Annotated in this window: 10 protein-coding genes; 5 read left to right on the forward strand and 5 right to left on the reverse strand. The window is 47.1% G+C overall.

All coding sequences use genetic code 11. The features are described 5' to 3' along the window. Positions 1-46 precede the first annotated feature (46 nt). The 3 genes from G6R11_RS15200 to G6R11_RS15210 form a co-directional block, all read right to left on the reverse strand. Entirely contained in the window at positions 47-1,210 is a 1,164-nt protein-coding gene (locus G6R11_RS15200; protein WP_163133927.1) for an efflux RND transporter periplasmic adaptor subunit, read from the reverse strand. A 17-nt stretch (positions 1,211-1,227) separates the two neighbouring features. Next, positions 1,228-2,625 carry an efflux transporter outer membrane subunit gene (locus G6R11_RS15205; protein ID WP_163133928.1) on the reverse strand — a complete coding sequence of 466 codons (1,398 nt, stop codon included), beginning with the start codon at positions 2,623-2,625 and terminating at the stop codon, positions 1,228-1,230. Positions 2,626-2,738: 113 nt separating this feature from the next. Beyond that, on the reverse strand, positions 2,739-3,461 hold the full coding sequence (locus G6R11_RS15210) for a hypothetical protein (protein ID WP_163133929.1): 723 nt from the start codon (positions 3,459-3,461) through the stop codon (positions 2,739-2,741). A 135-nt stretch (positions 3,462-3,596) separates the two neighbouring features. On the opposite strand from G6R11_RS15210, the gene G6R11_RS15215 reads away from it, so the two are divergent. Next, positions 3,597-5,093 carry an aldehyde dehydrogenase gene (locus G6R11_RS15215; protein WP_163133930.1) on the forward strand — a complete coding sequence of 499 codons (1,497 nt, stop codon included), beginning with the start codon at positions 3,597-3,599 and terminating at the stop codon, positions 5,091-5,093. Positions 5,094-5,410: 317 nt separating this feature from the next. Here G6R11_RS15215 and G6R11_RS15225 read toward each other — a convergent pair whose 3' ends face one another. Beyond that, a complete protein-coding gene (locus tag G6R11_RS15225; protein WP_163133932.1) occupies positions 5,411-6,373 on the reverse strand; it encodes an AraC family transcriptional regulator in 963 nt (320 codons plus the stop codon). Between the two features lie 144 nt (positions 6,374-6,517). Between G6R11_RS15225 and G6R11_RS15230 the strand changes: the two genes are divergently transcribed. Both G6R11_RS15230 and G6R11_RS15235 read left to right on the forward strand, forming a co-directional pair. Then, positions 6,518-7,714, forward strand: coding sequence for a carbohydrate porin (locus tag G6R11_RS15230; protein ID WP_240352485.1), 1,197 nt, complete (start codon positions 6,518-6,520; stop codon positions 7,712-7,714). Between the two features lie 15 nt (positions 7,715-7,729). Further along, complete coding sequence (locus G6R11_RS15235) at positions 7,730-8,971, forward strand: dipeptidase (RefSeq protein ID WP_163133934.1); 1,242 nt, start codon at positions 7,730-7,732, stop codon at positions 8,969-8,971. 122 nt (positions 8,972-9,093) lie between these two features. Here G6R11_RS15235 and speB read toward each other — a convergent pair whose 3' ends face one another. Beyond that, positions 9,094-10,014, reverse strand: a complete 921-nt coding sequence (gene speB, locus G6R11_RS15240) for an agmatinase (protein WP_163133935.1) — start codon at positions 10,012-10,014, stop codon at positions 9,094-9,096. Between the two features lie 201 nt (positions 10,015-10,215). On the opposite strand from speB, the gene G6R11_RS15245 reads away from it, so the two are divergent. Both G6R11_RS15245 and G6R11_RS15250 read left to right on the forward strand, forming a co-directional pair. After that, positions 10,216-11,343 (forward strand): efflux RND transporter periplasmic adaptor subunit, encoded by a 1,128-nt coding sequence (locus G6R11_RS15245; RefSeq protein ID WP_240352486.1) that lies wholly within the window; start codon positions 10,216-10,218, stop codon positions 11,341-11,343. Next, positions 11,340-14,426, forward strand: coding sequence for an efflux RND transporter permease subunit (locus G6R11_RS15250; protein WP_163133936.1), 3,087 nt, complete (start codon positions 11,340-11,342; stop codon positions 14,424-14,426). The genes G6R11_RS15245 and G6R11_RS15250 overlap by 4 nt, the downstream gene beginning before the upstream one ends. The last annotated feature ends 78 nt before the right edge of the window (positions 14,427-14,504 follow it).

A 14,504-nucleotide genomic window follows, 5' to 3' on the forward strand; every position in this document is an offset into this window, starting at 1 on the left:
CTAAGGGGATGGTTAGAGCAATATTAGGGGTGATTTGCGGCATGTTTTAGGCTCCTATTGGCTTAGCGGGTGTGCCACTAATTACCCTGCCAAGGGGCGTAGTCACCAACATTTGGCCAGCTTCGATGCCGCCATTTACTATGTAGCTTTGCTGATCTTGCCACAGAATATTGACTGATTTTCTCTGTAGCAGTCCGTCTTCCAATACAATCACTTGTTGCCCTGAATAGAGTGCGCTGCGAGGAATAATAAATACTTGCTCTAGGGTTTTGCCTTGAATTTGTGCGCTGACAAATTGGCCTATTTTAAGCGCTGGTTTATTTTCGTTAGCTGGGCCGTAGGGGTCATCGATTTTTGCCACAACAAATAGCTGGCGGCTAGCGCTATCTAGGGCAGCTTCACTGCGTTCTACTTTGGCTTGCCAATGGTATTCTTGAGCGCCAAAGTTAGTGCTTAAATCTACGAGTGGTTGGCTAACGGGGCTTTGGCTGCGGCGGTAATTTTCTGGGATGTTTAATACGCTTTGCTCGTTTAAGCTTAAGGGTAGGCGCACCTCTAAGTAATCTACCGCATAGCTATTGGCTAGGTTTTTTCCGGTAGTCACGTACTCGCCTAGTTCAACGTTTTTCTCCAGAATTCTTCCGGCGTAGCTGGCGCGAATTACGGTGCGCTCTAGATCTAGTTTGGCTCGAGTTAACTTAGCTTTAGCCGAGGCCATCGCGGCTTCTTGGGCGGCTAGTTGGGGTTTACGTAATACTAAGTCGTTGGCGGTTTTGCCCTTGCCTAAACGCTTCCAATCTCGCAGCGCTTGTTCAACTTTGGCTTGTTCTTCGGCTAGTTGTAGCTGGGTGGTTTGCAGCTCTGCTTCGGCGATGGTGATGGCGTTTTGGTAATCTCTGGCGTCAATTTTTAGCAGCACTTCGCCTTTTTCAAAAAATGCCCCTTCACGAAAATTAGCCGAAACATAAGTAATACTGCCGGCTACCTGTGCCACTAAGTTGCTTTCGGTATGCGGGCGAATAGTGCCAAAGGAGCTAACGCTGGCTTGATAACTCTGCAAGCTAAGTGGACTCACTTCAACTGCAAGTTTAGCTAATTCGGCTTGCGGTTTACGTTGAGCCTGGGGCTTGTTTGCCTTGATGTATTGGCTTATTAGCAGACCAATAATAATCACCAATAGTGGCAGGCTAAGTCGTATCAATTTGGCCATAATTGGCATCACTCCAGTTAAAATAGTTGCTCGAAGGCAAAAGCCTCTCGAGTGGTTTGCGCTTGCTCGAGATGCCCACCTAGGGCTAGATAAAGCTCGATACGATTTTGCAGCTGCAAGTTAAGTGCGGTAATAGCGCTGCTTTGGGCATCAAAGGCGCGTCGCTGCGACTCCAGCACCGTGACGTATTCATTTAAGCCAGCTAAGTAGTTTTCAAAGGCTAAGGATTCCGCTTGTTTAGAATCTTCGGCTGCGGTGGCCAGTAGCTGAGCGTTTTGGTAAAGGCTAGGTTCTAGGGTGAGACTTTCTTCCACTTCAGCAAAACTTGCCAGTACTTGCTCTAAATAAGCCGAGTTTAAACCTTGAGCTACCGCGTATTGTTGCAGTTGCTGATTCTCGCGGCGGGCGGCATCAAAAATCGGCGCTGTCACGCCGGCAAACAAAGACCAGACCAATGACTCGCCATTAAGAAGCTGGTTGAGTTGACTGCTTTGTGCTCCGCCGCTGGCGGTTAGCGTGAGGCTAGGAAAGCGGTCGCGATAAGCTGCGTAAACTCTTAGGTCAGCGGCGGCTAGCCGATATTGAGCAGCCTTAACATCGTGTCGGCGAGTTAACAATTCCGAAGGTAAGCCCGCTGGTATGGCATCTAGCGGTACGTTAAGTTGACCCGCAACTTCAATATCGCCACCGGGGTAGCGGCCAAGTAGCAGCTCCAGTTCGCGTTGAGCTTGAGTGAGTTGATTGTTTCGAGAGTTTAACTGGGCCTGTGAAGCGCTTAAGTCGGCACGCGCTAAGTAAACATCAAGAGCGCTGTTTAAACCACTTTGATAGCTTTCTTCAATAATTTGCAGGTTGGCTTTTAGATTGTTGTAACGCTCTTCAATGAGTTGCTGTTGTTGCTGAGCTTCAATCACGTTATACCACTGCTGGGCAGTGTTTGCAGCGAGGCGAATTTGCGCTTGTTGCCATTGTTCAAAGCTTACCTTGGCATCTAACACTGCGGCTTGTTGCAAGGCATCAAGCTTACCCAGCCAGTCTATTTCCCAGCTTATATCTATGCCAGCGCTGAGTTGAGTGGCGGTGTTGGTATCACTGCCGCTGCGTTGGCCAGTTAAAAAGGCTTCAACATTTGGCCAGCTTTGTGAGTTTTGAATTTTTACTTGGTAAAGTTGTTGGTCAAGGGCGTAGCCTTGTTGCTGTAAAGACGGGTTATTACTTAAGGCTTCACTTATCAGAGTTTGCAGTGCGTCAGGTAAGGCTTGCTCAAATCGTTGTTGATTGAATTGACCTTGCTGATATTCACTGGTCCAGCTGGTGGCTGTAGCTTCAGTAAGCGGTTCATGAGCTGGCGTATCGTTCATACTGCAAGCGCTTAAACTTACAATAAGTAGAGTTATCCGAGCCCAACTAGCCACGTGCATTCCATGTCCTATTCTTTAATCCTTGCTATTAGTGTTATTTAACGTTTCTTGGATTGCATTGTCGAGTCTTCTAGTAAAGCTTTTACCTTTATTTACAGATGCTTTGGCTAAACTTGCTGTTTATTTAGACCCAAGCGATAAAGCTGCAAGATCCAAGAGAAGACCAGTTCCGCATCCAGTGGACGAACTAAACTTGTCTTGGCTAAAACGAATTGGGTAGGCGATAAGATCATTTGCCGTTTGTCGATAAGGGCTTCTGAATAGGCAACTGGAAACTCAGGATGTCCTTGAATAGCAAAGGTATGTTGGCCAATTTCAAACATGAAGTTAGGGCAAAAGTCACTACTGGCTAGTAAGTTAGCTTGCGGTGGCAGAGCGGTCACTTGGTCTTGATGACTCACTAAGATGGATAAACTCTCTTGCTCTGTTGGCTCTGCCCAGGAGGGTGCTGCAATAAGGGTATTTTTAGCCACGCCTAAACCCCAACCCGCGCTGGATTTTTCTACCTTCCCTTCCATCGCGCGAGCAATGATTTGGTGGCCAAAACAAATGCCTGCCAAGGGTCGCTGCAACTGTTCACACTGCTGTACCCAAGCCACTAATTGCAAAATCCACGGCTGTTGATCGTAGGCATTGTGCCGACTGCCGGTAATTAAAAAACCATCAAATTGATTGAGCTTAGGCAGCTCACTGTTAAGTACATTGAACACTTCAAACTCTAGTTGTGCATCTTGTGCGCTCAGATGCTTGATGAACATATCGGGATATTCACCATGTATTTCAGCAAGTTGCTTATCAACTCGGTCACAATTTAGAATCGCAATTTGCATAGTTAAAACCTAAAGAATAGCTATATATTGACCATAAGCTGTTAAATAAACTGTATCAAGTATGGAATAAAATTTAATATTTGTGTAGTTTTGTTCATTATTGGATAACAGTTGATGGATTCTTCCGGAGGGAACATGGCGCAGCAGGATCAAGCTTATTGGCAACAACAAGCGCGGGAATTGGAATTCCCCACTAGGGCATTTATTAACGGGGCGTTTGTAGATGCGCAATCAGGACAAACCTTTAGCAGCATTAACCCCGCAACCGGACAAGTGCTAGCCGAGGTGGCAGAGTGTGACGCCGCCGATGTTGAATTGGCGGTTAGCGCTGCGCGAGCTGCTTATCAAAGTGGAGTATGGTCAAACCTTCCCCCGGCTGAGCGCAAGCAAGTGCTGCAAGCCTTTGCGCAACTTGTTGAACAGCACCAAAGCCAACTCGCCTTGTTAGAAAGTTTAGACATGGGCAAGCCAATTGGTGACGCACTGTCTTACGATGCGCCAGCCACCGCGCGCTGTATTGCTTGGAATGGAGAAGCGATAGACAAGATTTATGATGAAGTTGCGCCAGTCACCAGCGATGCTCTTGCATTGGTCACCCGAGAAGCACTGGGTGTAGTAGCGGCGATTGTGCCGTGGAACTTCCCTTTAGTGATGGCCTCGTGGAAGATTGGCCCAGCCTTGGCCACCGGTAATTCGGTTATCTTAAAACCTTCAGAAAAATCTCCCTTAAGTGCACTGTATTTGGCGCAATTGGCTAAACAGGCGGGCATTCCTGATGGAGTATTTAATGTGCTGCCGGGCTATGGTCACACCGCTGGGCAAGCGTTGGCGCTGCACATGGATGTTGATTGCATTACCTTCACTGGCTCTACCGCCGTGGGTAAAAAGCTGGTGGAGTTTTCCGGTCAATCAAACTTAAAACGTGCCTTTATGGAGTGTGGGGGTAAAAGCCCAAACCTGGTCTGTGCAGATGTCGCTGATTTAGACAAGGCCGCCGCCACTGCGCTTGCTGCTATTTTCTACAATCAAGGTGAAGTTTGTACTGCGGGCTCTCGGCTTATCGTGCATCGCAGTGTGCATAAAGCCTTGGTAGATAAAATGCTGGCTCTGGTGGATGACTGGCAAGCTGGTAATCCCTTGGATCCCAATACCAGCATGGGGGCAATGGTTGACGAAATACAGATGCAGCGAGTTCTGGGCTTTATAGACCAAGCAAAAGCCCAGGGTGCGAAGTTGTTATGTGGTGGTGAGCAAACCTTACAAGAAACTGGTGGTTACTTCCTTAAGCCAACTATTTTTGATGATGTGGACGCCAAGCTGGATATTGTTAAGCAAGAGATCTTTGGCCCAGTATTAGTGATTCAAGTGTTTGACGAGCTTGAGCAGGGCATAGCCTTAGCCAATGATACTGAGTACGGATTAGCCGCTGGAGTGTGGACCAGTGATATTAATACTGCGGTGCGCACTTCGCGCGCCCTTCGCGCCGGTACTGTATTTGTGAATAATTGGGATGGCGGTGATATGACCATGCCCTTTGGTGGTTTTAAGCAGTCGGGCAACGGGCGCGACAAATCCTTGCATGCGCTAGAAAAATACACCGAGCTTAAGTCTACTTGGATTGATTTGACTTAGCATTGATGGGATCAGATGGCTCGATGAAGTGTTCCAAAATGAACTGCTGATCTAGCGGGTTCAAGTCAAAGCGAAACGCTACATCGTTTAGGGAGCGAGCATCATGGCAATGGTGTTCGCCAATATATTTAACCGCTCTAATCAGATCGGTGCCCTTGGGCAATAAGCAACAGTCACTCATCATTAACCCCCTACTACAGCTTTACTAAAAGTATAGTTGAGTGGCCATAAGGCGATGCTGATTTATGCTTTTCTTTGATGTTGTGCAGTAAAACAATTTGCGTGAGCAACTAGCTCATCGAGTTAGCATAAGAACACTACTGGGAATGCTGTTTTCGAAAGCGCAAAGGCGCTTCGCCAGAATAGTGCTTAAAAGCTCGCGAGAAGTTGGACGGATGGTTGTACGCTAAGTGGCTTGAAATCTGGCTGATACTAAGAGACGTTTCACTGAGCAGCTCACATGCCCACTTGAATTTTTCTTGCTCAACCAGCTGAGTGAAATTTACACCTTGGCGGTCGAGTTTGCGTTTTAGGGTTGCGGTGCTCATACCGAGCTCAGTGGCCAATTGGTTTAGGTTTGCGCGTTGAATACGAACATGGCTTGCAATAAGTTGCTCAATACTCAAAGAGAATTGCACTGCGGCCTGGGGGGAAGAGCTGTTGGCCTCTTTAGGTGCAAAGGCCAATAAATGATTTTCTATGCTTAGTTGGGTGGCACTGCTACCCCAGGTAATATCAATGCTCGACCACGCTTCTGGAATAACTTGCGGGGTGTTTACTGAGCACACGCATACTTGCTTGGGTAGCCAGCTTTCGTGCGCACATAGGCGAATTAGCTGAATAAAAATGGTCAACATGTACTGCTCAACTTGCCAACTGGAGAAGCGCTTGCCAAAAGCTGGTAAGCGATGAAAGCAAGTTTGGTTTAAGCCCGTGGGAATCAGCGAATAGTGGCAACTACTGGAGTCTTGTTTTGCCCGTTGAATGAATTGGCGCAAGATACTGAGTAAGTTAATGCTGGCATCATCATTTAAATCTGCAAGGCTTAAAACTGGCGAGGAGGCGGCGCAGGCATAGCCAAAAAGCGGGTCCTCTAGTAAGGCTGCTGCACCCTCAACAAACTGCCATAGTGCGTATTCCCCAACCACAGCATCCGTTTTTGAGAGTGCTTCTATTGGCAAGCCTACTTGTTTTGCCAGGCGTGAATAGCTCACCTTGCGCTTATTCAATTCGCTAATAAACGGCTTTGCATGCAAGGCTTTGATCAGGTGTGTTTCCATTTTCGTTACTTAAAGTCCGTGATAATGAGCTTAAATGATAATTATTTTACCTACTAAGAAGGTGAATCATCATCTAGTATAAAATAACAAAATTAAATAAATGATTGAAATCATAGGCTTGTAATGTTTCAGCCAAGGAATCGATTGATCAGTGCTGTTAGCTTTCTTTCTGCCGTAAGCATAGCAGCGTTATCTCCGCAGGTGCTTGCTCAGCAAAAGACTGATTTTTTAGGTAGTGAAGACGCTGTAGACAATCGAATTGCCAGCGATCAACGTGAACAAGCTTTGCCAATGAAGCAGCGTTTAGCTGAACAACATATTCAACTAGCAATAGATTATTCAGCGGCCGCTGTTAAAGCTAGTGATGTGCTGCCTGGTAAAGATGACTCTGCCGCCAGTGGCATGCTTCGTTTCTATGGCAGTTGGGATATGCTTAATGCTGGCTCGGCAGATGCTGGTGGTTTGGTATGGAAGCTTGAACATCGGCACCGCTATTCAGATACCCCAGTTAAAGGCATTGAATTTAACGCCGGAGGTTTGGGTATTGTAACTCCAGTGTTCTCTGATGAAGGTACACGCTTAACTAACCTTTATTGGCGGCAGCGCTTTAATGACCATAATGCAACTGTTACGGCTGGCTATTTAGATGCAACCGATTATGCCGATGTTTTCGCTCTAGCAAGCCCTTGGACCGGCTTCATGAACTTTGCTTTCAGTACTGGCGCTAGCACAATGGCCTTGCCTAGTGATGCAGCTTTTGGTGTGGCTGGAGCAACTATGTTGAATGAAAATGTCTTTGTTATTGGTGGCATTGTCGACATCGAGTCTGATCCAACTAAACCCCTGAAGAGCGCCGAAAATTTCTTTAATAAAAACCACTATTTTAAAAGCATCGAATTGGGTTATACCTCCGCCAAGGAGCAAATTTTTGTCAACAACCTACACCTTACCGCTTGGCATGCCGATAATAGTGAGCAGTTAAATCAAGATAGTGATTCAGGTATTAATCTTTCTGCATCGTGGATGTTTGGTCAGTGGCTACCATTTGTTCGTGCTGGTTTCGCCGACAAAGGCAGTTTGCTTGGTATTGACCGCTCAGTGAGCGCCGGAGTGGGTTACTTTGGACTTGGTGGTGCTAACAATAATTTAGGTTTTGGGGTTAACCTGGCCAATGTTGTTGGTGAGCCAGATAATCAAGTTACTGGGGAGCTATTTTACTTAATCAAACCAGTGCCCTTTTTTGAAATAACCCCAGATATTCAGTTTATTCAAAATCCTGCTCTAAACCCAGATAAGAGCCAAATTTGGTTAGTTGGATTACGCTCTCGATTAATTTGGTAGACAAGGAGTCTTAACATGAAACGAATTTTACTTGCTTTAGCACTCTCCTCGGCAGCGGTGTTTTCTGCCAACGCTAGCTTAGAAGCAAAGCACTGGCCGGCATCGGATAAAGCGAAGCAGTTTGTTCAAGACAGCATAGTGATAGGTATGCTGGCTAGCCCTTACGGCACCGGTTGGACTGAAAGCTCTCAGCTACATACTTATTTTAAAGAAGCCCGAGAAGCAGGCATTACCGGTCATGAAATGACACTTGCTGCTGCCTCGCATAACTGGGATGAACTAAGGCGTCAGCATCATGCATTTAAAGCAGCGATGGCAGAAGATCCTGAGAACTATATCTTTGTGCGCACTAATCGCGATATAGAAATGGCTCACCTAAAAGGAAAAACCGCGGTAATTTGGAACTCTCAAACTGCCACTATTTTAGAAGAAGACTTAAGCCGTATGGCCATATTAAAAGATATGGGCATTGCCAGTATGATCTTGGCCTACAACGACAGATTCCGCACGGGTACCGGTTCGCTTGCCGCCTACAATGGCAAAGATGACGGCTTGACGGGCTGGGGGCGAGCAGTAATCGACGAAATGGTTAAGTTCGGCATCATTTTAGATCTAAGCCACACCGGTAAACAAACCGCCATGGATGCAATGGATCACATGGATGAGCGCTACCCAAATACTCCTTATATCTTTTCCCATTCATTACCTGCTGGCTTATACGCCAACGAAAAGAATAAATCTCCTCGAGGTTGCTACCGTAATATCTCCGATGAAGAAGCATTGCGTGTGGTGAAAAGTGGCGGTTATGTTGCACCCACTTTTACCGAATGGATGGTTGACGGTATTTGGCCAGATAATCTGTCACCTAAACAAGCGGCTGACATGATCGATTATTACGTGAAACTCGTGGGAGAAGACCACGTAGCGATTGCAACCGATGATATGTTTAGCGTTGAACTAGTGGTCGCTTTCGCCAAGAAAAATGCCAGCATGTATGCCGATGGTGGCTACATGATTGATGCCTTTAATAATGGTGCAGATGATTCAGCTCCGCTGGCTCGAATTTTAGCGGCTATCACCGATGACCTATGGGCGCGGGGCTACACCAATGCCCAGTTAGCAAAAATTTACGGTGGTAATAAAATGCGCGTATATCAACAAGTTTGGGAGAATGCGCCGAAAGGAAAATGGGACGATGAATACCAAGAGCGGATTAAACTACGCAGAGAATTAATGGAAAAATTCGCTACTCGCTAGTTCGCTTCTGAGTAAGCCACTAAGCTAAAAAGCTCGCAGTAATGCGAGCTTTTTATTTGAACCAGCAAACAGTGGCGAACTCACGGTTTACTACACCCTAGACAAGCTGCAATGTTTATCAACTAAGCATGCTTGTCAGCCCATAAATGAAGCAGCTCCACAGCAATGGTCGCTGCTGCCAAGGCTGTCACTTCGCTATTATCATAAGCGGGCGCCACTTCCACTACGTCCATACCCACTATTTTTAAGCCCTTTAAACCACGCAAAATTTGCAAAATTCGATTGCTGCTTAAGCCGCCAGCCACTGGCGTGCCGGTGCCTGGTGCGTAGGCCGGGTCTAAGCAATCTATGTCGAAGCTAAGATAAACTGGCAAATCTGCCACTTGCTTGCGGATGCTATCTACTACTTGTTCAATGCTTAGGTTGTTAGCTTGGTCGGCATCAATCACCTTGTAAGGGTGGTTAGCACGTTCATAATCGGTGCGAATGCCTACTTGTACTGAATGCGCAGGGTCAACTAAGCCTTCTTTGGGGGCATGGTAAAACATGGTGCCATGGTCGTAACGGCTACCTTCGCTGTAGGTATCGGTGTGGGCATCAAAATGCACTAGGGCTAGTTTTCCATGATGCTGTGCGTGAGCCCGTAGCAGTGGCAGCGTAACAAAGTGGTCGCCACCAAAGCTCAACATGCTTTTGCCTGCTTGCAGTAGCTGCGTGGCGTAAGCTTCTAACCGTTCTACAAATTGAGCTTGCTCGCCACAATCAAAGACTAAATCACCGGCATCGACTAAACCAATCCGTTCTAGCAATTTAAAATCCCAAGGCCAGCGCTGTTCTTCCCAAGCGATGTTAACAGAGGCGCGGCGGATAGCATCGGGACCAAGTCTTGCGCCGGAGCGGCCGGTTGTTGCCAAGTCAAAGGGAAGGCCAGTTATTACTACGTCGGCATCACTTTGCTCGGGGCGATGATCTAGAGGCTGCCTTAGAAAGGTGTTGGCATTGGAGTACAGCGAGTAATCGGGATGATCGGCAAGCGTGCTCATTATTTATTCCTTGCTATAAAATAGTTAACAATTCATTGTGAATTGCTTCTGTATTTACTACAAGTGTTTTGTATCAAATGACATAGCAAGCGTATTTGCAAAAAACTGTAGGCTAATTGAGCAAGCAAACACTAGACACTAAAGAGCACTCTTCCTACACTGAATAAAGCTCTCACTACTTTTAGATACACGGACGTTTATATGCCTAGGCCATTATTTTCATTCAGCTTTTTACTCATTCCCATTGCTTTGGGGGTGATGGCAGTGAATACAATGAGTCAGCATGCCTTTGCCGCAGATGATGAACTGTTTGCCGACACAGCGGTAAATGTGCAACAGGTAAAAGCTTTTGTGCCGGTATTAAGTGAAGATTATGCGGTTGAACGACAGTTTGTTGGGCAAGTTATTGCTAAGCAACGTGCAGACATCGGCTTTGAACTTGCGGGTAAAATATCCAAAATATTTGTAGATGAAGGCGAACGTGTTGTGCAAGGCGATGTGCTGATGCAACTAGACACCGAGCTGCTAGAAATTGAATACATTGACTTACAAGCACAACTACAACAATTAGCTGCCGATGCAGCTCTAGTTCAAGCTAACTTAAAGCGGGTTAAGTCTCTCAAGAGCGACGGTTATGCCTCGGCGCAAAGTGTAGATGAGCTGGTGGCGCAACAAAAATCCTTAAGAGCCAATAAAGCGCGCATCGACGCTTCAATTAAAGCCAATCGCACCCGTATTGAAAAGTCCACGTTACTGGCTCCTTATAACGGCATTATTGATAAACGTACTGTGTCGGAAGGCGCGGTGATTGGTGCTTCTCAGCCGGTGCTTACGGTCTTACAGCAAGGTGCTAACGAAGTAAAAGTTGGCGTGCCAGTGCGTTTGCTTGAGCAGGTTGATTTGGTTACGCCAAAATCAGTTACAGTGGCTAAGCGTCATTATTCAGTGGATTTAGTGGCTGCTGGTGGTCAGGTTGACCCGGTTACCCGCACCGTTCAATTGCGCTTTGCCCTGCCGGATAACGACTCCCTAGTGAGTGGGCAACTGGCTTATTTAAATGTGGTTGAAACTGTAAAAGAACCTGGTTATTGGGTGCCTGTGAGTGCGATTACCGATGGCGTGCGAGGCTTGTGGAATGTATATGCCATTGTGGCGCAGCGTGACGGCAGCTTTAAGTTAGAACGCCGTGATGTGAGCGTCCGCTATGCCACCGAAGAGCAAGCTTTTGTAAGAGGTGCGCTGCAATCTGGCGAAGCCATTGTGGCCACGGGAATGCACCGCTACGTGCCCGGCCAAACGGTTAATCCAAGCAAGGCGCACAGCCAATGATTGCAGCAATTTATAATAATGGACGCTTAATCTCCTTACTTATAGCGCTTATTTTGGTCGCGGGCATGGGGGCCGTTAGCACTTTACCGCGCAGTGAAGACCCTAAAATAACCAGCCGCTTTGCCAGTATTGTTACCCAGTATCCCGGTGCATCGGCCGAGCGGGTTGAAGCCTTGGTGACCGAGCTAATTGAAAACAAAATTCGTAAGTTGCCGGAAATAAAACGGGTTCAGTCTTCATCTCGCCCGGGTTTTTCGGTGCTGCAGGTAGAGCTAAAAGATGAAGTGATTGATGTGGTTCCTGTGTGGGCGAGGGTACGTGATTTGGTGGGAGAGTTGCCCCCCTTTTTACCCTTGGGCAGCTCAGAGCCAGTAGTAGATGATGACCGAGGTTATGCGTTTACTACCTTAGTTGCGCTGCGTTGGACCGGGCCGGGTGAGACTGATTTAGCCATTCTGGGTCGTTATGCCAAAGAACTACAAAACCGCTTACGCAATGTCTCGGGAACTGACTTTGTAGACTTACAAGGCCAGGGCGAAGAAGAAATACTAGTAGAGATTGAGCCCTACCAAGCGGGCGCTATGGGGCTTACCACTGATCAGGTTTCGCAAATTATTGCCGGAGCCGATGCCAAAGTATCGGCAGGCGAACTGACTAACGACAATACGCGCATGCAATTGGAGTTGGAGGGGGAACTTGACTCCTTAGAGCGGATTAAGAACATCCCTGTGAGCAGCGCCGACAATGGTTATGTATTCCGCCTAGGTGATCTCGCTAAAGTCACTCGCCAGCTTAAATCTCCGCCAGAGCAAATTGCCGTGGTAGAGCGCGATTATGCTGTGGTAGTAGGCATAAGAATGCTCTCTGAATATCGGGTGGATTTATGGAGCGCCCGAGTGAACCAAGCGCTAGATGATTACCGCACTATCTTGCCTAGCAATGTCAGTGCAGACATCATTTTTGAACAAGATGGTTACACCGCTAAACGCCTTGGTGAGTTAGTGGTTAACGTGCTGATTGGTTTTGCCATTATCGTCGTGGTGTTGCTGCTTACCTTAGGTTGGCGTTCGGCGCTTATTGTTGGTTTGTCCTTGCCGCTAACGGTAATGTTTACTTTAGCCTGCATGAAGTTTTACGGTTTGCCCATTCACCAAATGTCGGTAACTGGCTTGGTGGTTGCCTTGGGTATTATGGTGGACAATGCCATTGTAATGGCCGACACCATTGCCCAAAAACGCCAGCAGGGGAAAAGCGGCTTACAAGCGGTTAAAGAGTCTTTGGCTCATTTATGGTTACCCTTGTTGGGTTCAACCCTCACCACCATTCTGGCTTTCTTGCCAATTGTATTAATGCCAGGGCCTGCCGGTGAGTTTGTTGGTGGTATTGCACTTAGCGTTATTTTCTCGCTAATTGGCTCTTATTTTATTTCGCATACGCTGGTGGCTATTTTCTCTGGCCATTTCTTACCTTCTCAGCAAACCGCTGACCATTGGTATGAAAAAGGCGTGCAAGTAGCTTGGTTAAGTGGGGCTTTTAAGGCCTGTTTACGCACTAGTTTACGCTACCCTAAGCTGGCGATTATTGTGGTATCTAGCCTTCCTATCCTAGGCTTTTACAGTGCTGGCAGTTTAACCGAGCAATTCTTCCCGCCCTCTGATCGCGACATGTTCCAAATTGAAGTTTATATGGCGCCGCAGTCGAGCATTTATGCCACCGAACGTTTGACCGAAAAGCTAACTGAGCATCTATATGCCAAAGAAGGTATCAGCTCGGTGAGTTGGTTTGTTGGTAATAACGCACCATCGTTTTACTACAATTTGATGCTGCGCCAACAGGGAGCGAAAAACTACGCTCAAGCAATGATTAAAACCACTGACTTTAGAGCGGCCAATGATCTCATTCCTAAGCTGCAGGTCGAGTTTGATTTGCTCTACCCTGAGGCGCAAATTTTAGTCAGAAAGCTAGAGCAGGGTCCGCCATTTAACGCGCCTATCGAACTGCGGGTTTACGGCCCCAATCTAGACAAACTTAAAGAACTGGGTGATCAATACCGCCGTATTCTTTCTGAAATTCCACATGTTACGCATACGCGCGCCACCTTGTTGGCTGGTACACCCAAGGTGTGGCTTAAAGTAAATGAGGAGGCTTCTCGCTTAAGTGGCATTGTATTAACCGATATTGCCGGTCAGTTGCAGGCAAACCTGCAGGGGCGGATTAACGGTAGTGTGCTTGAGGCGAGTGAGTCTTTGCCGGTGCGGATTCGTTTGGCTGATGAGCAACGTAAACAAGTTGAGAATTTAGGTGACCTTACTCTTACTAGCCAAGTGGCGGGGAATATACCGCTGGCCTCTATCGCTGAGTTAGATATTCGCCCCAGTCGTGGTGAAATACCGCGCCGCGATGGTAAACGGGTGAATACTGTTGAAGGCTATTTGCAAACCGACATTTTGCCTGAGCAGGTATTGGAAGTATTTCGCCAGCGTTTAGAGCAAGCCGATATTCCGCTTCCCGCTGGCTACAGTTTGGAGTTTGGTGGCGAAGGTGCCGAGCGTAATGAAGCGGTAGGTAATCTGTTAGCCAGTGTAGGGATTATCGCGGTGCTGCTAATTACCGTTGTTGTGCTGTCGTTTAACTCTTTCCGCTTGAGCTTCTTAATCATGATTACCGCTATTCAAGCGGCAGGCTTAGGGCTGTTAAGTGTATTTGTATTTAATTACCCCTTCGGTTTTACCGTTATTATTGGCCTATTGGGTTTGGTGGGCTTAGCGATTAACGCGGCGATTGTGATTGTTGCTGAGCTTAAATCCGATGCTAAGGCCTGTGCGGGCGACCATGAGTCTATATGTTTTGGGGTGCTCAGTTGTACTCGGCATATTACCTCTACCACCATCACCACGGTGGGTGGCTTCCTACCATTAATTTTAGAAGGTGGCGGTTTTTGGCCGCCGTTTGCGGTGGCTATTGCTGGTGGTACCGTACTTACCACTATGCTGTCGTTCTTCTTTGTGCCGGTGGTCTTTTCAATGATTGCCAAAGGCAAACGTAAGATCCCATCGGTGGGTTCGCCAACGGTGGCGCATTAGTACCAATCAAGGTGAGTCAAAAACCAAAAAAGCCGCTTAACGCGGCTTTTTTGTTATTCAGTATTATGAGTCTCAATA

It is taken from the genome of Agarivorans sp. Alg241-V36, assembly GCF_900537085.1.
Taxonomy (GTDB): domain Bacteria; phylum Pseudomonadota; class Gammaproteobacteria; order Enterobacterales; family Celerinatantimonadaceae; genus Agarivorans.